At 72.2% G+C, this 20,306-nt stretch carries 16 protein-coding genes; 6 read left to right on the plus strand and 10 right to left on the minus strand.

The annotated features are described in order from the left end of the window. On the minus strand, positions 1-647 hold a 647-nt coding region (locus ACFVYA_RS43820), incomplete at its 3' end, for an alpha/beta fold hydrolase (protein ID WP_387053734.1). Then, positions 644-1,945, minus strand: coding sequence for a cytochrome P450 (locus ACFVYA_RS43825; RefSeq protein WP_285991548.1), 1,302 nt, complete (start codon positions 1,943-1,945; stop codon positions 644-646). The genes ACFVYA_RS43820 and ACFVYA_RS43825, both read right to left, overlap by 4 nt. Before the next feature lie 93 nt (positions 1,946-2,038). Here ACFVYA_RS43825 and ACFVYA_RS43830 point away from each other — a divergent pair, with 93 nt between their 5' ends. Further along, positions 2,039-2,626 (plus strand): TetR/AcrR family transcriptional regulator, encoded by a 588-nt coding sequence (locus ACFVYA_RS43830; protein ID WP_387053736.1) that lies wholly within the window; start codon positions 2,039-2,041, stop codon positions 2,624-2,626. Positions 2,627-2,764: 138 nt separating this feature from the next. Here the strand turns inward: ACFVYA_RS43830 and ACFVYA_RS43835 are convergent, their stop codons facing one another. The 6 genes from ACFVYA_RS43835 to ACFVYA_RS43860 all read right to left on the minus strand — a co-directional run bounded on the left by ACFVYA_RS43835 (position 2,765) and on the right by ACFVYA_RS43860 (position 9,088). Next, entirely contained in the window at positions 2,765-5,086 is a 2,322-nt protein-coding gene (locus tag ACFVYA_RS43835) for an ATP-binding protein (RefSeq protein WP_387053738.1), read from the minus strand. A 106-nt stretch (positions 5,087-5,192) separates the two neighbouring features. After that, positions 5,193-5,471 carry an HPr family phosphocarrier protein gene (locus ACFVYA_RS43840; protein WP_285991551.1) on the minus strand — a complete coding sequence of 93 codons (279 nt, stop codon included), beginning with the start codon at positions 5,469-5,471 and terminating at the stop codon, positions 5,193-5,195. Between the two features lie 11 nt (positions 5,472-5,482). Next, positions 5,483-6,934, minus strand: a complete 1,452-nt coding sequence (locus ACFVYA_RS43845) for a PTS fructose transporter subunit IIC (protein WP_285991552.1) — start codon at positions 6,932-6,934, stop codon at positions 5,483-5,485. Between the two features lie 2 nt (positions 6,935-6,936). Then, positions 6,937-7,389, minus strand: coding sequence for a PTS sugar transporter subunit IIA (locus ACFVYA_RS43850; RefSeq protein WP_285991553.1), 453 nt, complete (start codon positions 7,387-7,389; stop codon positions 6,937-6,939). Next, positions 7,386-8,330 (minus strand): 1-phosphofructokinase, encoded by a 945-nt coding sequence (gene pfkB / locus ACFVYA_RS43855; RefSeq protein WP_285991554.1) that lies wholly within the window; start codon positions 8,328-8,330, stop codon positions 7,386-7,388. The genes ACFVYA_RS43850 and pfkB overlap by 4 nt, the downstream gene beginning before the upstream one ends. Further along, the gene (locus ACFVYA_RS43860; protein ID WP_387053742.1) at positions 8,327-9,088 is read right to left on the minus strand and encodes a DeoR/GlpR family DNA-binding transcription regulator; all 762 of its coding nucleotides are present in this window, start codon (positions 9,086-9,088) and stop codon (positions 8,327-8,329) included. Before ACFVYA_RS43860 ends, pfkB begins: the two co-directional genes overlap by 4 nt. Before the next feature lie 102 nt (positions 9,089-9,190). On the opposite strand from ACFVYA_RS43860, the gene ACFVYA_RS43865 reads away from it, so the two are divergent. After that, positions 9,191-10,792 (plus strand): putative PEP-binding protein, encoded by a 1,602-nt coding sequence (locus tag ACFVYA_RS43865; RefSeq protein ID WP_387053744.1) that lies wholly within the window; start codon positions 9,191-9,193, stop codon positions 10,790-10,792. Positions 10,793-10,801: 9 nt separating this feature from the next. Here ACFVYA_RS43865 and ACFVYA_RS43870 read toward each other — a convergent pair whose 3' ends face one another. Further along, positions 10,802-11,773: an SEFIR domain-containing protein gene (locus tag ACFVYA_RS43870; RefSeq protein ID WP_387053746.1), complete on the minus strand. Its 972-nt coding sequence runs from the start codon at positions 11,771-11,773 to the stop codon at positions 10,802-10,804. Positions 11,774-12,029: 256 nt separating this feature from the next. Between ACFVYA_RS43870 and ACFVYA_RS43875 the strand changes: the two genes are divergently transcribed. From ACFVYA_RS43875 to ACFVYA_RS43890, 4 genes are read left to right on the plus strand one after another with little or no spacing between them, the layout of a single operon-like run. Further along, positions 12,030-12,614: a TIR domain-containing protein gene (locus tag ACFVYA_RS43875; RefSeq protein ID WP_285991558.1), complete on the plus strand. Its 585-nt coding sequence runs from the start codon at positions 12,030-12,032 to the stop codon at positions 12,612-12,614. Positions 12,615-12,617: 3 nt separating this feature from the next. Then, the gene (locus tag ACFVYA_RS43880; RefSeq protein ID WP_387053748.1) at positions 12,618-14,252 is read left to right on the plus strand and encodes a KGGVGR-motif variant AAA ATPase; all 1,635 of its coding nucleotides are present in this window, start codon (positions 12,618-12,620) and stop codon (positions 14,250-14,252) included. Continuing rightward, entirely contained in the window at positions 14,249-14,899 is a 651-nt protein-coding gene (locus tag ACFVYA_RS43885; protein WP_387053750.1) for a hypothetical protein, read from the plus strand. The genes ACFVYA_RS43880 and ACFVYA_RS43885 overlap by 4 nt, the downstream gene beginning before the upstream one ends. Beyond that, complete coding sequence (locus ACFVYA_RS43890; protein ID WP_387053752.1) at positions 14,899-17,973, plus strand: ATP-binding protein; 3,075 nt, start codon at positions 14,899-14,901, stop codon at positions 17,971-17,973. Before ACFVYA_RS43885 ends, ACFVYA_RS43890 begins: the two co-directional genes overlap by 1 nt. 106 nt (positions 17,974-18,079) lie before the next feature. Here the strand turns inward: ACFVYA_RS43890 and ACFVYA_RS43895 are convergent, their stop codons facing one another. Continuing rightward, positions 18,080-19,912, minus strand: coding sequence for a ThiF family adenylyltransferase (locus ACFVYA_RS43895; RefSeq protein WP_387053754.1), 1,833 nt, complete (start codon positions 19,910-19,912; stop codon positions 18,080-18,082). Positions 19,913-20,306: the final 394 nt, after the last annotated feature.

The raw sequence follows: 20,306 nt of genomic DNA on the forward strand, positions 1-20,306 counted from the left end.
GCAGCGAGCTGACGGCCGACGCCGCCGGCCGTCGGGTCGCGGTCCCAGCCCGTCCCGGCCAGCTCGCGGACCCGGGCCTCGTCGAACGGGAAGCCGTCCGAGCCGATGTGGCGGAACATCCGGACGGCGCTTTCGACCGCCTCCTCGCGGGACTTCGGCGGCTTCGCGCCCATCATCCGCAACGTCGAAAGCGCGGGCCGGCCGAGCACGCGCGACCCGGTCGTCGACATGATCGACGTCAGGGTGCGGATCCGCTCCGGGTACCGCGCGGCCGTGGTCTGGGCGATCATGCCGCCCATGGAGACCCCCGCGATGTGGGCGGTCTCGAGGTCGAGGGCGTCGAACAGGCCGATGGTGTCGGCGGCCATGTCCGTGAGGTCGTACTGCTGCGCGGGGAACCGGCCGGCGAGCATGCCGAGCAGGCTCGGCGGCCGGAAGCGCGGGTGCGTGGAGCGGCCGGCGTCGCGATTGTCGAACCGGATGACCTCGTACCCGCGTTCGGCGAGCTTCGCGCAGAAGGCGTCCGGCCAGCTGTGCAGCTGCTGGCCCAGGCCGGCGACGAGCACCAGCGGCTCGGCGCCGGCGTCCCCGATCCGCTGGTAGGCCAGGGAAATGCCCCGGCCGGCGTCGGCGATCTGGTCGGTCACGAATCTCCTCCGGTGGTCCGGCGGCGCACGATCGCGCGGCCGCCCTTGGCCGGGGCGTAGGCCACGCCCCGCGAGTGCCAGCGTTCGTCCGGCTCGTCGGTCGGAACGAGTGTGAAGTCCCGCAGCAGGGTCCGCAGCACGACGGTCATTTCCATGGTCGCGAAGGCGGCGCCGAGGCAGCGGCGGGTGCCGCCGCCGAACGGGATCCACTGGTAGAGATCCGGGCGCGCGCCGGCGAAGCGGTGCGGGTCGAAGGTGGCCGCGTGGGGGAAGACGGCGTCGTCGTCGTGGATCAGCGCGATGCTGACGAGCACCGCGTAGCCCTTCGGCAGCGTCCACCGGCCGAGCTGGAAGCCGTCCTGCTTGACCTGGCGGGCGGTGAGGTCGATGACCGGGCGGGTGCGCTGGACCTCGAGGATCGTGGCGTCGAGGAGCTTTCCGTCGTCTTCGTGCAGTTCCGCCAGCAGCGCGGGGTGGCGGCGGAGCCGTTCGACGGCCCAGGCCAGGGTGGTCGCCGTGGTCTCGTGCCCGGCGGTGAGCAGGGTGAGGAGCTGGTCGGAGATCTCTTCGCGGCTCAGTCCCGACCCGTCGTCGTAGCGGGTCTGCAGCATCATCGAGAGGACGTCGTCGCGGTCGTTGCCGTCGGCGCGGGCCTTCGCGATCAGCCGGTCGACGATGGCGTCGTACTCGCGGCGCATCCGTTCGAAGCGGCGCCACGGGTTGAAGCGGCCGCGTTTCGGGATCGGCAGCACGGCCAGCCGGGAGCCGAGGGTGACGAACGGCGGCAGCAGCTCGCGCAGCTCGGCGAACTCGGCCCCTTCGGCGCCGAAGACGGCACGGAGGATGGCGTTGAGGGTGATCCGCATCATCGACGGCAGCGTGGCGAACGCTTTGTCTTCGGGCCAGCTCGCCAGTTCGCGCGCGGTTTCTTCCTCGACGATCCGCTCGTACGCCGCCAGCCGCCGTCCGTGGAACGGCGGGACCAGGAGCTTGCGCTGCCGTTTGTGCTCGTCGCCGGACAGCGCGAACATCGACCGGGAACCGAGCACGCGCCCGAGGTTGACCTCGAGGTTGTCGGCGAGCTCGGGCCCGGAGGTGAACAGCTGCTTGATCTCGGCGGCGCCGCTGATCACCACGGCGTTGCCGAAGATCGGCACGTTCACCGTGAAGGCGTCCCCGTAGCGTTCTTTGAGCCGCCGCATGCCGCGCAGGGGCTGCGTCAGCGCGTAGGCGCCCTGGACGGCACGGGGCGCGGTGGGCCCCGGTGGCAGCGTCGCGGGGCTTGTCATGGTCGTCATCGACCCTCCTGGAAGGTGGTACGCGAGCGTACCGTCGGTACGGTACGCCGGTGTACCATCCGGTTTCAAGAGCGAAGGTCTGGGAGGTATAGCGTGACTTCCGTGGACGTCGACACCCGCCGGTTCCGCCAGCGCCTCCTGGACGGGCTGGCCGAGTCGATCACCGAGGCCGGCTTCCGCGACACGACGGTGGCCGACGTCGTCCGCCGCGCCCGCACGTCGCGCCGGACGTTCTACGAGCACTTCTCCAGCCGCGAAGAGTGCTTGATCGCGCTCCTGGCGGAGGCGAACCGGTCGATGATCCAGCAGATTTCCGAGGCGGTGGACCCACGCGCACCGTGGCGGGACCAGGTCCGCCAGGCGATCGAGACGTGGATCGCGTGCGCGGAGTCCGAGCCGGCGATCACCTTGAGCTGGATCCGCGACGTACCGGCGTTGGGTGCCCCGGCCCGCGGCCTGCAGCGCGACGCGATGGAGGGCTTCATCGCGATGACGCTGCGCCTGACGGACACCCCGGAAATGCGCGCGGCGGGCATCACCCCGCCTTCGCGGCAGCTGTCGATCATGCTCCTGGGCGGCCTGCGGGAGTTGATCGCCACGACGGTGGAGGACGGCGGCCGCGCCGGTGATGTCACCGAGGTCGCGGTCCGGGCCTCGATCGCGCTGCTCGGCCCGGCGTAACGCACCGGCTGGGTGGCGGCACCCGCCACCGGGTGCCGCCACCACCACCCCCAGCTCCGCAGCGTCGGCGTCGCGCTGCGCAAGACCAATCTGACAGGCGGTGGCGGCTCCCGGGAGGGAGGAATCGCGGGATCCCGGTCAGGCGAGCGCGGCGAGACGGCGTTCGATCCGCTCGATGTCGGAGGCCCGGTGCTGCCGGCGGAAGAGGGCGAGGGCCTCCAGCCACAGGTGCCGGGCCCGGCGGTAGCGGTGGGCCGACGCGTACACCTCGGCGAGGTCGGCGAGCACGACCGCCTCCTGTTTGGGGTCGAACGCCCCGCGCAGGAGGTTCACCGCGCGCCGGTAGTGGCGGACCGCGCTCGGGTGCCGTGCGGCCTGGTGGTCGATGTAGCCGATGCTGTGCAGGGCATAGGCCTCGGCGTCGAGGTACCGGAGCCGGCGGAACAGGCGCAGTGCCGCGGTGCAGTACCTGGTGGCCTGGTCGAGTTCGCCCAGGCGCGCGTACTGCCACCCCACCGTGTTGAGGGCGTTCGCGATCCGGGCGGCCTGGCCGAGACCTTCGTACAAGGTCAACGCCTGCCGTGCCGGCGCCAACGCACGCCGGGGATCCCCCTGCTGCTCCCAGGCCGCGGCGAGTGCCTCGTGGGCGCGGGCCTGGCCCGCGACGTCGCCGGCCTGCCGGAACAGCTCCAGCGCCCGGCCGAGCTGGGTCATCCCGGCTCCGTGATCGCCGACCATGACCCGTGCCCAGCCGTAGAGCCGATGGACGTCCGCCTGGTCGGAGCGCCCGCGGATGTCGGTGACGGCGTCGATCGCGGGCTGCCAGACGCGGAGGTTGTCGTCCCGGCGGTCGTGGCGCATGTGGTGGGTGTTCACCGTCCACGCGATCCGCCAGACCTCCTCGACCCAGCCGCGCCGGATCGCGCACTGCTGGGCGGCGAGCAGGTTCGCGTGTTCCTCGGCGAACCACTGCACGGCCGCGGCGTGGTCGTCGAGGGGCGCCGGATGGCATCCGGGCGGCGGGGGCGGGAGGTCGATCGACGGGCGGTGGTCGTCGAGCAGCCGCTCGGCGGCGAACGCGGTGTGCAGGTAGAAGCCGACGAACCGGCGGATCGCCTGGTCCCGTGCGGCCTCGGAGAGGTCGGTCTGCGCGCGGTCGCGGGCGTAGAGGCGGACGAGGTCGTGCATCCGGTACCGGCCGGGGCGGTGCTGCTGGAGCAGGTGGGCGTGCTCGAGGGTGCGCAGCGGCCGGCGGATCCGGTGGCCGGGCCGGCCGGTGAGGCCGGCGATGGCGGCGACCGGGACGTCGGCGCCCGGCGCCAGGCCGAGGTGCCGCAACAGGTCCGCGGCTTCGTCGTCCAGCGCCCGGTAGGAGGCGGAGAACACCGAGGACAGCCGCACCGACGCTTCGCCGGCGTCGAGCCCGTCCAGCCGGCCGGTTTCGTCGGCGAGTTCGGCGGCCAGCAGCGCCAGGGGAAAGGCCGGGTTCGAGCCGGCCCGGGCCGCGACGATGCTGATGGCCAGCGGCAGCCCGGCGCAGAAGCGGACCAGTGCGGCGCTCGCGTCGGCCTCGGCGTCGACCTTGGCGGCGCCGAGGTGCTTGACGAGCAGCTCGCCCGCTTCGCCCGGGGTGAACATCGGCAGCCGCATCGCGTGCGCACCGCGGGCGACGAGCCCGGTGAGGTGGTGGCGGCTGGTGACGATCACCGTGCAGCCGCCGCTGCCCGGAAGCAGCGGTTCGGCCGCGGCGCTGTCCCGGGCGTTGTCGAGGACGATCAGCATGCGCTTTCCGCTGACCAGCGTCCGGTACAACGCGGCCTGCGCGGTCAGGCCGGCCGGGATCGCCGAGGGGGCGACGCCGAACGCGTCGAGGAAGCCGCGGATCGCGGTTTCGGGCGGCATCGGCGGACCGGCGGGGTCGAACCCGCGGAGATCGACGTAGAGCTGGCCGTCCGGGAACCGGTCCAGCTCACGGTGGGCCCAGTGCAGCGCCAAGGCCGTCTTCCCGACACCGCCGGCCCCGGCGACCGCCGAGATGGCCAGGACGGCACCGTCGCCGACCCGGCCGCCGTCACACGCGGCCGAAAGCTCCTTCAGCTCGTCCACGCGGGCGGTGAACCGCAGTGGTGGCGCCGGAAGCTGGTGCGGCACCGGCGACACCGCCCGGCGCTCGGTGACGGGAGCGGCCGGACGGCGCGAATTGGCGAACCCCAGGTCCGCGTCGGTTCCGGCGTCCAGCACAGCGCGGAACGCGGCCCGGTACCGGGCGTTCGGCCACCGGATGGTGCCGCGCTCGAGCTTCGCGACGTAGTTGTCGTCCAACGCCGTCCGCTGCCGGTGGTGCTCCCAGAGGCAGGCGTTGACCAGCTCCGCCAGCTCCCGCCGCGACAGGCACTCACCGGGGTGCTGCCTCGATCCGGTGCGTTCCCGCGCCGCCCGGAGCCGTTCGTTCTCCGTCACCGTCGCTGAGCTCCTCCCCGCAGCTCAAGCTCACAGGGTGACCATCCGTACGCGTGTTGTCAACGCGGCCGGGCCCGGGCCCTTTCCGGAGGGCCCGGGCCCGGTTTCAGGCGTCGAGATCCCGGGCGATCAGCTCGGCGAGTGCGTCGACGGACTCCTGGGCCGCGTCGCCTTCGGCGGTGAGTTCCACCTCGTCGCCGAAAGCCGCGCCCAGGGTCATCAACCCGAGGACGCTGGCCGCGTCGACGGGGTCACCGGCGACGCCGGCCGTGATCTTGGCGATCCGGACCTTCGCGGGCTGCCCGGCGGCCGTCTTCGCGACCAGGCCCGCGGGCCGGGCGTGGAGCCCGACGCTGCTGGCGACGAGCGTGCGGCGTTGGTACACAGTGGACTCCTTCACGCGTTGACCGGCTGGCCGGAAACGGCGGACGAGCGCTCGGCCGCCCGGAAGCGCACCTGCTTGAGCGCGATCACCGACCCGGCGGCGACCAGCGTCCCGGCGATCAGCGCCACCAGGAACAGCAGCGGGTTACCGATCAGCGGGAGCACGAAGATCCCGCCGTGCGGGGCGCGCAGCGTCGTGCCGAAGGCCATCGACAGCGAGCCGGTGACCGCCGAGCCGAGCATGATCGACGGGATCACCCGGAACGGGTCCGCCGCGGCGAACGGGATCGCGCCCTCGGTGATGAACGACGCGCCCAGCAGCCAGGCCGCCCGGCCGTTCTCGCGTTCGGCCTCGGTGAACAGCTTCTTGCGGACCGTGGACGCGAGCGCCAGGGCCAGCGGCGGCACCATCCCGGCGGCCATCACCGCGGCCATGATCTGCAGCGACGCCGTCGCGCCGGTGGTCAAGCCGCCGACGGCGAAGGCGTAGGCGGCCTTGTTGACCGGGCCACCCATGTCGAAGGCCATCATCAGGCCGAGCAGCGCGCCGAGCAGCAGCGCGCTGGCACCGCTGAGGCTGTTGAGCCAGTTCGTCAGCCCGCTCGTCGCGGCGGCCATCGGCTTGCCGACCACGACGTACATCAGCACACCGACCACAATGGACCCGAGCAGCGGGTAGACGACCACCGGCATGATGCCGCGCATCGCCTTCGGCACCTGGATCTTCTTCAGCGCCAGCACGACGCCACCGGCCAGCAGACCGGCGACGAGGCCGCCGAGGAAGCCCGCGCCGACGGTGACGGCGATCGCGCCGCCCACGAAACCGGGGGCGATCGCCGGGCGGTCGGCCATCGCGAAGGCGATGAAGCCGGCCAGCACCGGCACCAGGAAGTCGAAGGCCGCGCTGCCGATCTGGAACATCAGCGCGGCCCAGCCGGCGACCGAACCCGCGTCGAAGTGCTCGGTGACCTTCGGCGCGTCGACGATCTTGTAGCCGCCGAGGGCGAAACTCAGCGCGATCAGCAGGCCGCCCGCGGCGACGAACGGGATGAGGTAGCTGACGCCGGTCATCAGCCACTGGCGGATCTTGGTCCCGGCGTTGTCGTTCGCGCCGACCTTCGAAGTGAGCTCCGGGGCGGCCGGTGTCGCGGGTGCCGGCTCACGGGCGGCGGCTTTGGCGCGCTCGAACAGCCCGGCCGCGTCGTTGATCGCGGCCTTGACCGGTGCCTCGACGATCGGCTTCCCGGCGAAGCGGTCCCGGCCCTGCACCGCGAGGTCGGCGGCGAAGATGACGGCGTCCGCGCTCGCGATGTCCTCGGCGGACAGCGGTTCGGACCCGGCCGAACCCTGGGTCTCGACGACGATCTCGTCGCCGTTGGCCTTGGCGGTCTGCTCCAGCGACTCGGCCGCCATGTAGGTGTGGGCGATCCCGGTGGGGCAGGCGGTGATGGCGACGAACTTCATGATCAGGCCACCTCCTGGCGGATGTACTCGGCGAGGGCGACGGCGTCGGTGGCGTCGGAGAGGTTCTGCTTGAACTCCGCCCGGACCAGCCGCCGGGCGAGCGCGGCGAGAACCTTGAGGTGGTCGCTGCCCCCGCCTTCCGGCGCGGCGATGAGGAAGATCAGCTTCGCCGGGCCGTCCGGCGCGCCGAAGTCGATACCGGCGTCGCTGCGGCCGAACGCCAGCGTCGGCGCGGTCACCGCGGCCGAGCGGCAGTGCGGGATGCCGATGCCGCCTTCGAGCCCGGTGGCCATCTGCTCCTCGCGGGCGGCGACGTCCTTCAGGAACAGGTCGAGGTCGGTCACCCGCCCGGCGTCGACGAGCCGCTGCGCGAGGCCGCGGATGGCGGCCTGCTTGTCGGCGGCGTCGAGGCCGAGGTCGACCAGGTCGGCGGTGATCAGGTCTGGGGTGGTCATGCGGCGGCTCCGCTGAGGGTGAAGGTGGGGTCGGCGTCGAGCAGGCGCACCTGGTCGGGGTGCACGTCCTGCGGGGTGGGCATGCGGCTGCCCTCCTGCGTGACCGCGGCGGTGCCGTAGGCGACCGCGGTCCGCAGGGCTTGGGGGCCGGTTCCTCCGGCGTGGAGGAACCCGGCGAGTGCGGCGTCTCCGGCGCCGACAGTGCTGCGCACGGCCACCAGCGGGCCGAGCGCGTGGCAGGTTCCGGTCTCCTCGACGAGCACCGCGCCGCGCGCGCCCAGGCTGACCAGCACGCGGCCGACGCCGCCGGAGATCAGCTCCCGGCAGAACGCGACGACGTCGCCGAGCAGCGGCAGCGGGCGGCCGGCGAGCTCGATCAGCTCGTCGAGGTTGGGCTTGAGCAGGTCCGGCCCGGCCGCGCAGGCGGCGGCGAGCGGCGCGCCGGAGGAGTCGACGGCGACCTTCGCCCCGGCTTCGCGGGCGAGCTTCGTCAGCCGCGCGTAGAAGTCGTCGGGCACACCGGCGGGGAGGCTGCCGCAGCAGACCAGCCATTCGCCGCGCGCGGCGAGCTCGACGGCGCGGCGTTCGAGGGTGGCGAGTTCGGCGGGGGAGATCTCCGGGCCCGGCTCGTTGATCTTCGTCGTGGTCCCGTCGGCTTCCACGAGCGTGATGTTGCTGCGGGTCGAGCCGGCGATCGGCACGGCGACGACCGGGACGCCTTCGGGCGCGAGCAGGTCGGCCAGCCGCTCGCCGACCGCGCCGCCGGCGGGCAGCAGCGCGACGGTCGGAGTCCCGGCGGCGGCCAGCGCGCGGGCCACGTTCACGCCCTTGCCACCGGGGTCGAGCCGCACGGCCGACGCACGCAGCACCTCGCCGCGGCGCAGCTCGGCCAGCCGCGCAGTCCGGTCGAGGCTCGGGTTGGGGGTCACGGTGACGATCACGCCAGCACCACCTCCGGGCCCGCTTCCTCGAGTTCGGCCACCGCGCCCGCGTCGATGCCGCTGTCGGTGACCAGGACGTCGATCTCGGCCAGCCGCGCGAAGCGGCTGAGCTGGTCGGTGCCGTACTTGCTGTGGTCGGCCAGCAGCACCCGCTTGCGGGCGGCGGCGACTACGGCGGCCTTCACGGCGGATTCGGCCATATCCGGCGTGGTGCAGCCGTGCTCGGCCGAAAAGCCGTTGGCGCCGAGGAAAGCGACGTCGACGAGCAGGCCTTCGAGCGCGCGCAGTGTCCAGGCCTCGACCGCGGCGAGCGTCGTCCCCCGGACGCGGCCGCCCAGGATGTGCAGCGTGATGCCCGGCCGGGTGGCGAGGATCGAGGCGACCGGGATCGAGTTGGTGATCACCGTCAGCTCGCGGTCGGTGGGCAGCAGCGTCGCGAGCCTGCTGGTCGTGGTGCCCGCGTCGAGCAGGATCGAGCCGCGGTCGGGCACCAGGTCCAGCGCGGCCCGGGCGATCGCGTCCTTTTCGGCGGCGTTGGTCTGGTCCCGCTGCGCGACCTCGGGTTCGAAGTCGAGCCGCTCGACGGCGACCGCGCCGCCGTAGACGCGGCGGACCACGCCTTGGCGTTCCAGGACGCCGAGGTCGCGGCGGATGGTCTCGGGAGCGACACCGAGTTCGGCGGCGACGTCACCGACGTCGACGCGTCCGTCGCGTCGTGCGCGTTGCGCCAGGAGCTGATGCCGTTCGGCGGCGTACATGCCCGTTCCTCTCCGATGTTTGCCCGTTGCCGTTTGATTGTGCCCGTTGTTACCGTACTGTCAATCCCCAGTTACGCGTCACTTGCTCCCGGAGGTCCCGAAATGCAGTTGTCCGGAGTCGGAGTCAGCCCCGGGCGGGCCGACGGTCCCCGCGTGCTCGTGGCCGCTGACCTGCCGGAACCCGCTTCTTCGCCCGCTCCTGCCGATCTCGAGGCCGAAGCGGGCAAGATCGGGCAGGCGGCGACGACGGTGGCGGCCGCGTTGTCCGATCGTGCCCGTTCCGTGTCCGGGGATGCCCGGTCGGTGCTGGAGACGACGGCCGCGATGGCGTCCGACCCGGCGTTGACCGCGTCCGCGGAGAAGCTCGTCCTCGCGCGATCGCTCCCGGCGCCGCGGGCCGTCTGGGAAGCGGCGGGCGAGTTCATGACGGCACTGCGGGCCGCGGGCGGCTACATGGCCGAACGCGCCCGGGACGTCGCCGACGTCCGCGACCGGATCGTCGCGGCGTTGCTGGGCGTGGCCCCACCGGGCGTGCCGGACCTGACGTCGCCGAGCGTGCTGGTGGCGCGGGACCTCGCTCCGGCCGACACCGCCGGGCTCGACCCGGAGCTGGTCCTGGCGCTGGTGACGGCGGAAGGCGGCCCGACGAGCCACACCGCGATCCTGGCGCGGGCGCTGGGCATTCCCGCCGTGGTCGCGTGCGCCGGGGTGCTGGAACTGGACAGCCCGGGCCTCGCGGTCGACGGTTCGGCAGGCACGGTGACCCCCTCCGACGGCACGGTGCGGGCGCCGGCCCGGACGTCCCGCCCGACGTGGGACGGCGTCGGCCGCCTCGCCGACGGCCACCGCGTGAAGCTGCTGGGCAACGTGGGGTCCGCCGCGGACGCCGCGGCCGCGGCGGCGGCCGGCGCGGAAGGGGTGGGGCTGTTCCGCACCGAATTCTGTTACCTCTCCGCCGCTTCGGAGCCGACGGAGGCCGAGCAGCGGGCGGCGTACGCGGCGGTGCTGGCGCCGTTCGCGGGCAAGCCGGTCGTCGTCCGGACGTTGGACGCCGGTTCCGACAAGCCACTGGCGTTCCTGCCGATGGGCGAGGAACCCAACCCGGCCTTGGGTGTCCGCGGCCTCCGCGTGGCGTTCGACCGCCCGGAGCTGCTGGACCGCCAGCTGGCGGCGATCGCGGCGGCGGCCGCGGACACCGGCGCCGAGTTGTCGGTGATGGCGCCGATGGTGGCCACGGCGGCGGAGGCGGCGTGGTTCGCCGCGCGCGCCCGCGCGGCGGGCATCGAGCGGGTGGGCGTGATGATCGAGATCCCGGCGGCGGCGTTGTGCGCCGATTCGATCCTCGCGGAGGTGGACTTCGTGTCACTGGGAACGAACGACTTGGCCCAGTACGTGTTCGCGGCGGACCGCCAGCTGGGCGCGGTGGCGGCGTTGAACGCCCCGGACCAGCCGGCGCTGCTGCGGCTGGTATCGATGGTCGCCCAAGCCGGCGCGGCGGCGGGAAAGCCGGTGGGCGTGTGCGGCGAGGCAGCGGCGGACCCCGCGCTGGCGCCGGCACTGGTGGGGCTGGGCGTGACGTCGTTGTCGATGAACGCGGCGGCCCTGGCGGCCGTGGGCGCGGCACTGCGCGAGGTGGATCTCGCCGATTCTCGGGCCGAGGCGGGATCTCGCACGGCGACGGCCGGGTTGCCGCCCCAGTCGTGAGTCGGCCGCCTACGTGACGGCCGGATCGCCGAGCGCGAGCTCGGGTGGCCGGCCCCGCCGGGTGACGACGACGGCCGCGGATCCGAAGGGGGACGCCGTGCCGGCCGGCCGCGACATCTCGAGCCGCAGCAGGCGGGCGCCGGTGACGTCGAGCTCGATCTTCGCCGGCTTCCCGGCCGCGACCTCGTGTTCGGAACGCGGCGTTCCGTCGAGCACCAGGCGGAAGCGCCCGACCTGGAAGGGATCCCGGGCGTTGTCGAGCACGCCGGCGACCGTGGTGAACCGCTGGTAGTGCCCGCCCAGGTCCATTTCGATGAATCCCGGGCCGGTGGTGGTCGGCGCGCTTGGCCGGAGAACGATGCTGTTCTCGTAGTGCAGGCCGTCGATCCAGGCCGCCCCTCGCCGGATTCCCGGGCTGGTGCACGTCCACGGCAGTTCACCGGCGAGCACCCGCCGCGGTTCCCGCGCCCCGCCGCGCCAGACACCGCGGCGGGGCATCGGGTACTGCCCCTGACCGGTGATCGCGGCGAGCAGGTCGGCGACTCCTGCGTCGGTGAACTCGGCGATCTCGTACCGGGTCGTGGAGTAGGGGTTGAGGAATTCGGGGATGTCGTCGATCGAGTGGCCGGGCAGGACCACCGGGAGAACCCTGCGGGTTCCGGCCTCGAGGTCCTTGGTCAGCTTGTTGCGGATGATGGCGGTCTCGAACTGGGCGCCGCGCCCTTCGTCCGGCGGCGCGTCGCCGTCGGCCCGCGCCCGGTACAGGGGAGACGCGACGACGATGACGAAGTCGGCCGCCTTGAGGTTCCGGGTCGCCCAGAGTGACCAGTCGATGCGGACGTTGTCGTGCCACTGGTCGAGGACGACCTCGAGGCCGATCCGGCTGTGCAGGACGGTCGCGAACCGCCGGACCTGCGCCTTGTGCTCCTCGGAGTCGTGTGAATAGCTGACGAACACCCGGGGTGCCTCGTGCTCGGACATCGCCCTCTCCTCGGGATCGGTCGGTGATCAACCGATCCGGGAGATCGGTATTCCGGAAACGACTCGTTTTCTGTTTCCGCGTTCGCCTGTCATATATCCGGGCTCGGCCGAGGTGTCAAGTGCTTGTTTCCCGGTCGTTTTCGCCGCTGACCAGTTATTGTCCTGGATCTGTCAGGTTTCCCGCCTTCTTGACTGGCACACAACGGATCTAGGATCGGACCCGCCTGGCGGGAGCGGCGAAGGGGCGGCGGCACGCGTGTACGAGTACGACGTGTTCATCAGTTACCTGCGCACGGCGAGCGACATATCGGCGTGGATTCGTCACCATTTTCACCCCCGTCTCCTGGAAGTGCTCGACAACAATCGGTACGAGGACGTCAGGATTTTCTTCGACGACCAGGTCCGCGTCGGAGCCAGCTGGCCGGCGGAACTGAGCTCGGCGTTGCAGCGCTCCCGGGTGCTGGTTCCGGTCTGCTCCCCGAAGTACTTCCGGAACGAATGGTGCCTGGCCGAGTGGGCCTCGATGGCGGAGCGGGAGGCACTGACCGCCGCCGCGGCGGGGGAGCACCGGCGGCCCTTGATCTACCCCGTGATCTTCTGCGACTCCCGGCACTTCCCCGACTGGGCACACGCGCGCCGCCCCCGTGACCTGCAGCAGTGGAACCACCCCTTCGAGCACTTCCAGACCGCGCCGGCCTACCTCGACTTCAACCAGCAGATCAAGCAGATCGCCGCGGAGCTGGAGGAGCTCATCGAACGAGCGCCGGAGTGGCGGGGCGACTGGCCGGTGCGCACGCCGCCCGCGGAACCGCCGGCGCCGGCGCGGATGCCGAGGTTCTGAACGATGCCGGGTGCGGTGTTCACCTTCTACTCCTACAAGGGCGGGGTCGGCCGGAGCTTCACGCTGGCCAACGTCGCCGTGCTCCTCGCCCGCTGGGGCCACCGCGTGCTCTGCCTGGACTGGGACCTCGAGGCCCCCGGGCTCGGCGACTACTTCCGCCCGCGGCTGCCGGCGGCGCCGAGCGGCGGTGTGGTCGACATCGTCGACGACTTCCGCCACGGCCGGTTCGCGCCGGAAGCCCACGTCCAGCGGCTGGCGGACGCCGGTGTGCTCGACTTCGTCGCGGCCGGCCGCGACGAGCCCGGCTACGTCGCGCAGGTGCAGGAGATCGACTGGGACGGCCTTTACGACGACGGGTTCGGTGAATACCTCGAGAAGTGCCGTGAGCAGTGGGTCGCGCGCTACGACTTCGTCCTCATCGACAGCCGCACCGGGATCTCCGACATCGGCGGGATCTGCACGGCGCACCTGCCGGACCACCTGGTCCTGCTGTTCACCGCGAACCGGCAGAGCATCCTCGGCGCGGTGGAGGCGGCCCGGCGCGCCGACGCGGCGCGCAACCTCCTGCCGTTCGACCGCTCACGGCTGACCGTCCTGCCGGTGCTGTCGCGGTTCGACAACCGGGAAGAGTACGACCGGTCGGAGACCTGGCGCCGCCGCGTGGTCGACGAGACAGCCGAGCTGTACCGGACTTGGCTCGACCAGACGGTCGAGCCGGCCACGATGGCCCGCCACCTCACCCTGCCGTACGTGTCCTACTGGAGTTTCGGCGAGCAGCTGCCGGTGCTGTCGGAACAGACGCCGAGCGCCGACCAGATCGGCTTCGCCCTCGAGACGGTCGCCGCCGTGATCGCCTGCCGGCTCGACCGGACCGATCTGCTGGCCGAAAACCGCGATGCCTACGTGGCTTCCGTCCGATCGAGCCGGCGGGAGTTCCACCACGACCTGCGGGTCAGCGTCCCGCGCTCGTCCGTCGGCACGGCGAACGAGCTGGTCGCCGAGCTGGAGAAGCGGGACGTCCGCGCGGTGAAGTCGCTCTCGGGCGATCGTTCCCTGCTGGCGCGGGCCGAGGACGACGCGCGGCACCTGTGCCTGGTCGTCGACGGAAAAGTCAGCCGCTGGCAGGCGGCCGAAGTCGAGCTGTTCCTGCACCGCACCCTGGGCCAGGACCGCCGGGTGATCCCGATCCTGACGGCGGGCACCGACGCGTCGTCGCTTCCGGGTTACGTCGGGAACCTCCGCTACCTGCGCCTGAGCCGTTCGCGCGGGCCGGCCGAGGTGGCCCGCGATCTCGTCGGCCAGTTGAAGGGCTTCACCCCGCTGGTCGACGCCGACGACGATCTCGACCTCCCCGCGCTCCTCGCGCAGGCCCGCGGAACCCGGCTGCGCCCGTCCCGGTGGGACCTCGTCGACGAGCTGGTCACGGCCTTGCAGGCGGCCGTCGGCGCGGGCGACGGCGGCCGGACCCGCGACCTCGCGACGGACCTCGCGGTGGCGGTGAAGCCGCGCTCCCCGAGCGGCGACGACCACCACGCGGCCCCGCCGAGCGTCCGCCGGTCGATCGACTGGCTCCTGCGGACCCTCGACACCCGCGCCCGGACCACCACGAAACCGAACCACCGGAAGGATCTCGGATGACCGACCGCTTGGGACACAAGCAGACCGCGGCGATGTTGATGCTGATGGTGCTGGGCCGGGAGGTGCCCAACCCGGAACTGAAGGAGCTGGTGGGCTTCACGCTCACCGGCAAGGAACGCACGCAGCTGAACGACAAGCGGTACGTCACCAGCGAGAAGGCCGGCCGCTCGTTCGTCCACCAGCTGACCGACCGGGGCTGGGCCTGGTGCGAAGAGGAGATCGCGGCGAAAACGCCCCCGCCGCCACGCCCGCAGAGCGTCCTCTGCTCCTCGCTCTATGTCGTCCTGGGTGGTGTTGCCGACTTCCTCCACCGGCGTGATCTGCGGCTGGCCGATGTCTTCGGCTCGACGAACGGTGTTGCGGTCGAACCCGAAGCCGAACCCGAACACGATCTCGAGACGCGCATCCGCGTCGCCTATCGCGAGCTCGTGCGGGAACCCCGCGGCTGGGTCGCCCTGGTGGACTTGCGGCCGAAGCTCGGTGGCGCGGCCGCCGCGGAGGTCGACGCCGTGCTCAAGGAACTGAGCCGCACGGGCAAAGCACACCTCGTTCCCGAAGACAACCGCAAGGTGCTCACCGCGGCCGACCAGGAGGCGGCGATCCGCGTCGGCGGCGAGGACAACCACCTGCTGTCGATCGAGGCGTGATGATGGATGAACTGAAAGCACTGGCGACCCTGAGCTTCGACTGGGCGGACACACCCGACCACGTCTGGCGGGACTCGCCCTATCACGTCGACGGCCTGCACGACGACGCGCTTTCCGCCCTCGACACGGGTATCCGCGACGCCGTGTCCAGCGACGGGCCGAGCCCCATCGGGCTCGTCCTGCGCGGGCTGAAGGGAGTCGGCAAGACCCATCTGCTGGGCCTGGTCCGGCGCCGGGTGCACCGCGCACGGGGCTACTTCTTCCTCGACGACGTCACCGCGGCCGAGGCGTTCTGGGAAAACACCGCCGAGGCGCTGCGGCGCGGGCTGGCCCGGCCGGACGATTCGGGCGAATCCCAGCTGAAGCGGTTCTTGCTGCGTGTGTGCCTGCGCGCCCACGTCGAAGCCGACGTCGAGGCAAGGATCCGCCGTGGCCGCGGGCTGACTGCCAACGACGTCGAGGCGTTCGTCGACGGCGTGGCCTGCCTCGACGAGATGGTCGCCGACGAATGCGGGGACACGGCCCGGGCCCTCGTGCTCATCGCGAGCCGGGACCGGGGCACCAAGTACATCGGCGAGGACTACCTCGACGGCGATGCCGAGCTGACGTCCGAAGCCCGCCAGTGGAACATCTACTCGCGGCCGAAGCCGTCCCGTGTCCTCGTGCAAGAGATCACGCGGCTGCTCGCCCTCACCGGGCCGGTCGTGATCGCCGTGGACCAGCTCGACACCCTCGTCGCGCGATCGATGAAGCGGACCGAAGAGACCGGTGACAGTACCGGGGAAAACCTCCTGGTGGCGCAGATAGCCGACGGTCTCATGGGGTTGCGAGAGGTCACTCACAAAACGCTGACCGTGCTCGCCTGCCTACCGTCCACCTGGGAGCAGATCAAGACGAAGGCGGCGGGTACCGTTCCCGACCGCTTCCGGGAATCCGTGACGCTCGGTCGGATCACCGAACCCGGGATCGGCCGGGCGCTCGTGGAGAAACGGCTCGGAGTCGTCTACGAGTCCATGGGCTTCACCCCGCCGCATCCGACCTGGCCCGTGGCCCCCTCGGCGTTCGAGGGCCCGTGGGAACAGTGGACGCCGCGGGAACTGCTCAAGCGCATCGGCGCGCACATCGACGTGTGCCTGCGTGCCGGGCAGGTCCGGGAGCTCGCCTCCTTCGACGAAAAGGCCGTGGTGCCTGCCGCCCCCGTGCGGACCGCGGTCGAAAGTGGCCGGTTCGCCGAACTGGACGCCGAATTCGAGAAACTGCAGGGAGAAGCGGATCCGGGCACACTGCTCGCCGAGAAGACCGTGGACAAGGTGATGCCCGACCTCCTCTCCGCGGTGCTGCGCTGCTGGGTCACCGAAGTCGGCGACGACGAACTGGAATGGTCGTGCGAGCGCCAGAACGGGCGCAGCGAGGTGCACGCCTGGTTGTCCCGGACCCTCGACGAGGCCGCGGACCTGCAGGAACACTGGGCGTTCCGGGCGATCGCAGCCCACGACCCGCGCGCCGCGCTCAGCCGGTTCCGCAAGGCGCGCTCCGCCGCGGGCCAGTTGCACGGGGCCGACAACCGCCACCTCGTGATCCTCCGGGATGCCTGGGGGCGCGGGGCCAAAACGCGGGAAGAGGTGGCGAAGTTCACCGCCGCGGGCGGCCGGACGATCCGGCTCTCCGAAGCCGACGTGAAAACCTTCTGGGCCTTGCAGAAAATGCTCGGTGACGGGGGCCGTGAACTGCACGAGTGGCTCATCGACCGGCGGCCCGCGAGCCGGTCGGAGTTGTTGTCCGCGGTGCTGCCGGAGAAGCCCTCGGGGCAGCCGGCCGAGGGGACCCACCCGCCGCCCGCCGACGGGGAGATCACGCTCGGCACCGTCGTCGGCTCGGGGGAGCCTGTGCGTCTCGGGCTCTCCGCGCTGCGCAAGCACGCCGCCGTCTTCGCCGGGTCCGGTTCCGGGAAGACCGTGCTGCTCCGGCGGGTCATCGAGGAGTGTGCGCTGCAGGGCGTCTCCGCGATCGTCCTGGACCCCAACAACGACCTCGCGCGCCTCGGGGACGCCTGGCCCGAGCCGCCCGGCGGCTGGAAGAACGGTGATGCCCAGCTGGCCGAGCGGTACCTCGCCGAGACCGATGTCGTCGTCTGGACGCCGGGGCGGGCGACCGGGCGGCCGCTGGCGTTCCGGCCCTTGCCCGACTTCGCCGGCGTTCTCGACGACACCGACGAGTTCACCGCGGCCGTCGAGGTGGCCGTGGCGACGCTCGCGCCGCAGGCCCGGTTGACCGGCAGCACCGCCAAGGCGAACATCGGGCTCGCGGTGCTCCGGCAGGCGGTGATCCACCACGCGCGGACCGGGTCGCGCAGCCTTCCGGACCTCGTCGAGCTCCTGTCGGACCTGCCGGAGGACGTCAGCAACCTCAACGACGCCCCGCGCATCGCGGCCGGCCTGGCCGAAATCCTCAAGGCGGCCATGGTCAACGACCCGCTCTTCGCGAGCGGTGGCGAACCGGTGGATCCGGGTGCGCTGCTGACCCCGGCAGCCGGCAAGCGGGCCCGCGTCTCCGTGATCAGCTTCGTCGGGTTGCCCGCCGAAGAACAGCGGCAGAACTTCGTCAACCAGCTGCAGATGGAACTGTTCGCATGGATCAAGCGCCACCCCGCGGGCGACCGGCCGCTGGGCGCGTTGTTCGTGATGGACGAAGCCCAGACGCTGGCGTCCTCCGGAAGTCTCACAGCGAGCACGCGCAGCACGATCGTGCTCGCTTCCCAGGCCCGCAAGTACGGTCTCGGGCTGCTGTTCGCCACGCAGGCACCGAAGGGGTTGCACAACCAGGTGGTCGGCAACGCCATGACGCAGTTCTTCGGCCGCCTCAACAGCCCGGCCCAGATCGCGGCGGCCAACGAACTGGCCCGCGCGAAAGGCAGCCCGGTCGCGGACATCTCCCGGCTCGAACGGGCGCAGTTCTACGTGGCGGGGGAGGCCTTCGGCTTCCGCCGCGTGGCGACGCCGCTGTGCCTGTCCCACCACCCGGCCAGCCCGCTTCGCCTGGAAGAGGTGATCGCCCGGGCACGGGCCGGGCAGTGACCGTGGTGGCTCCGGCGCGGGGCCGGAGCCACCATCGTCAGGTCAGCCGTGGCGGAAGCACAACGAGCACCCCGGTGCCCGTGCTCGCCACCGGAACGGAAAGCGCTCACGGCGGACCTTCGGCGTAGACGTTGCGCGAGGGGTGCAGCTGCTGTCCGAGGTCGGTGTGGAAGCGGCCGGATTCGCACGGCAGGCCGAGCAGGATGCGGCGGGCCGCTTCCCCGCACAACGCGCCGCCGAGTGCCACGCCGGAAGCCGGCCGGGGCCAGCTGCTCAGCGTGCGCCCCGGCTCGCCGGACGACGCCGCCGGCTCCGGGCTGGTCCGGCCCGCGTCCACCATGGCCAGGACGAGCTCGGTCCTGGCCCGCGCGGTCAGGTCGAGGACGTCGACCGACTTCACGTCGCCGAGCAGCCCGTGCAGCAGCGGCCGGTCGGGTTCGCGGTCGAAGCGTTCGACGTCGAGCACGCCGCGGTCGTTGCCGTCCATCACGACCGGGATGCCGAGGTCACGCGCGTACTCGCGGGCCGCGATCTTCACCCACGGCGTGTCGCACCCCTCGACGAGCAGGTCGAGACCACCCGCGAAGAACCGCTCGATGGTCTCCGGCGTCAGGCCGGCCCGCTCGATCTCGATGTCGAGGTAGGGGTCGACCTCGGACATCTGCCGGGCCGACAGCACCGCCTTGGTGACCCCGAGGTCGTGCAGGCCGCCCCGCAGCCGGTTCAGGTCGGACAGCCCGAAACCGTCGGAGCCGGCCAGCCGGAACGCGCCGCCGATGCCTTCGAGCGCGAACGTCAGCGCCGCGCTGTTGCCGGCGGACAGGCCGATGACGCCGATCCGCTTGCCGAACAGCCGCCGCCGGTCGGGCCACTCGATCCGGCCCCGGTTGCGGTCGGTGCGGACCAGCCAAAACTCTTCGCGCGGCAGCACGTGCACCAGCCGTCCCGACCACGGGTACCAGGCCCAGGTGCCGTACTCCCACGGCGCCGCGCCGGCCAGCTGCTCCCGCTTCCTGCGCTCGATCTCGACCCGGTCGCGGCACTGCGGTTCACGGCTGCGGACCAGCTCGGTGAGCTGGTCGTCGATCGTGTCGTGCACTTCGCGGACGTTCCCGGATGCGAGCAGCGCGTCGAGCTCGGCCGCGGTGTGCAGTACCGGCCGCCACGTTTCGCGATCCGGTGAGGCGGTGCCGGTCGGCGTCACCCGCGCGGTGCGGCGCACCGGCGGCACGGGGAGCAGCGGGGCCGCGCCCGCTGCCGCGATGACGGGGAACTCGTCGCGCAGCCGCGTGACCAGGTCGTGGTGCCGTCCGGCGCCGTCGGCGACGCGGTGCAGCATGATCACGACGTCTTCGGTGTACTGCGGGACGTACCGGCGGGTGCCGCGGACCGGCCGGAAGCCGAACCGCTCGTGGAACCGGTCCTGGCCGTCCTTCGTGCCGGACGTGCCGATCATCGCCCGTGCGCCGAGGTGGTGGGCCGCGCCGATCGCCAGCGCGTTGAGGTGGAGCCCGAGCCCGAGCTTGCGGGCCCGGTGCTCGACGACCGGCCTGCTGTGCTCGAACACGTCCGCGGCGCCGAAGCCCTCGGCCGCCAGGAGTTCCTCGTAGCACCGGTCGCCGAGGAAGTCGCGGGACTGGAACGGCGCGCCCGTGTCCGGTGTGGACAGCCGGATGTACCCCAGCGGCGGGCCGCCGGGACTGCGCCGGGCGATGAAGTGCCAGGCGCCGAAGTCGAGGTCCTGGTCGTCGGCGTGGGTGCCGTCCGCGCGGAGGAACGCCGGACGGCGGCCGTGGTCGAACAGGATGCGGGCGCGCAGGTCCCGGACGGCGTCGAGCATCGGACGGCCGTCGTCGCCGGGCCGTGGTCCGAGGAACGCGGTGACGTGCCAGTCCGGGGTTTCCGGCGCGGGGACGCCGAGGTGGTCCAAGGGGGTCAAGTCTCGCCTTTTCTCCGGAAGTGCCGGACGGCAACGGAACGCCGCCCGGGAAACGGCCCCGGCCGGGGGAACGCGAGTGGTCCGGACCAGAGCGGCGGAACGGTAACAGGGCACCGGCGCACCGGACCGATGACGGCGGCGAGGCCGGGAAAACCTTTACCCGGGCGGGAGATCTACTTCGCGTGACTTCGGTGCCGCTTGTGGTGAAGATCGACAGCGGTGATCCACTCGAAGGGGTGGCGGATGATCTCCGAACGCGGTGGGCGGCGGAAGATGCCGGTCCGGCTGCCGGGGGCGGCACCCGGACGTTTCACCCCGGCGGGGGAGAGCGCCGCCGGATCCGTGCTCACCGGCCGTTCCCGGGCCGCCGGCGCCCGGCCTCGAGGCGCCGGGC

Origin of the sequence: Amycolatopsis sp. NPDC058278 (assembly GCF_042881395.1) — a bacterium.
Lineage (GTDB): Bacteria > Actinomycetota > Actinomycetes > Mycobacteriales > Pseudonocardiaceae > Amycolatopsis.

Coding starts and splice junctions, on each gene's coding strand:
- ACFVYA_RS43850 (WP_285991553.1), bottom strand. CDS start 7,389: ATGACCACCCCAGACCTGATCACCGCCGACCTGGTCGACCTCGGCCTC.
- ACFVYA_RS43870 (WP_387053746.1), bottom strand. CDS start 11,773: ATGTCCGAGCACGAGGCACCCCGGGTGTTCGTCAGCTATTCACACGAC.
- ACFVYA_RS43825 (WP_285991548.1), bottom strand. CDS start 1,945: ATGACGACCATGACAAGCCCCGCGACGCTGCCACCGGGGCCCACCGCG.
- ACFVYA_RS43885 (WP_387053750.1), top strand. CDS start 14,249: ATGACCGACCGCTTGGGACACAAGCAGACCGCGGCGATGTTGATGCTG.
- ACFVYA_RS43880 (WP_387053748.1), top strand. CDS start 12,618: ATGCCGGGTGCGGTGTTCACCTTCTACTCCTACAAGGGCGGGGTCGGC.
- ACFVYA_RS43890 (WP_387053752.1), top strand. CDS start 14,899: ATGATGGATGAACTGAAAGCACTGGCGACCCTGAGCTTCGACTGGGCG.
- ACFVYA_RS43845 (WP_285991552.1), bottom strand. CDS start 6,934: ATGAAGTTCGTCGCCATCACCGCCTGCCCCACCGGGATCGCCCACACC.
- ACFVYA_RS43865 (WP_387053744.1), top strand. CDS start 9,191: ATGCAGTTGTCCGGAGTCGGAGTCAGCCCCGGGCGGGCCGACGGTCCC.
- ACFVYA_RS43860 (WP_387053742.1), bottom strand. CDS start 9,088: ATGTACGCCGCCGAACGGCATCAGCTCCTGGCGCAACGCGCACGACGC.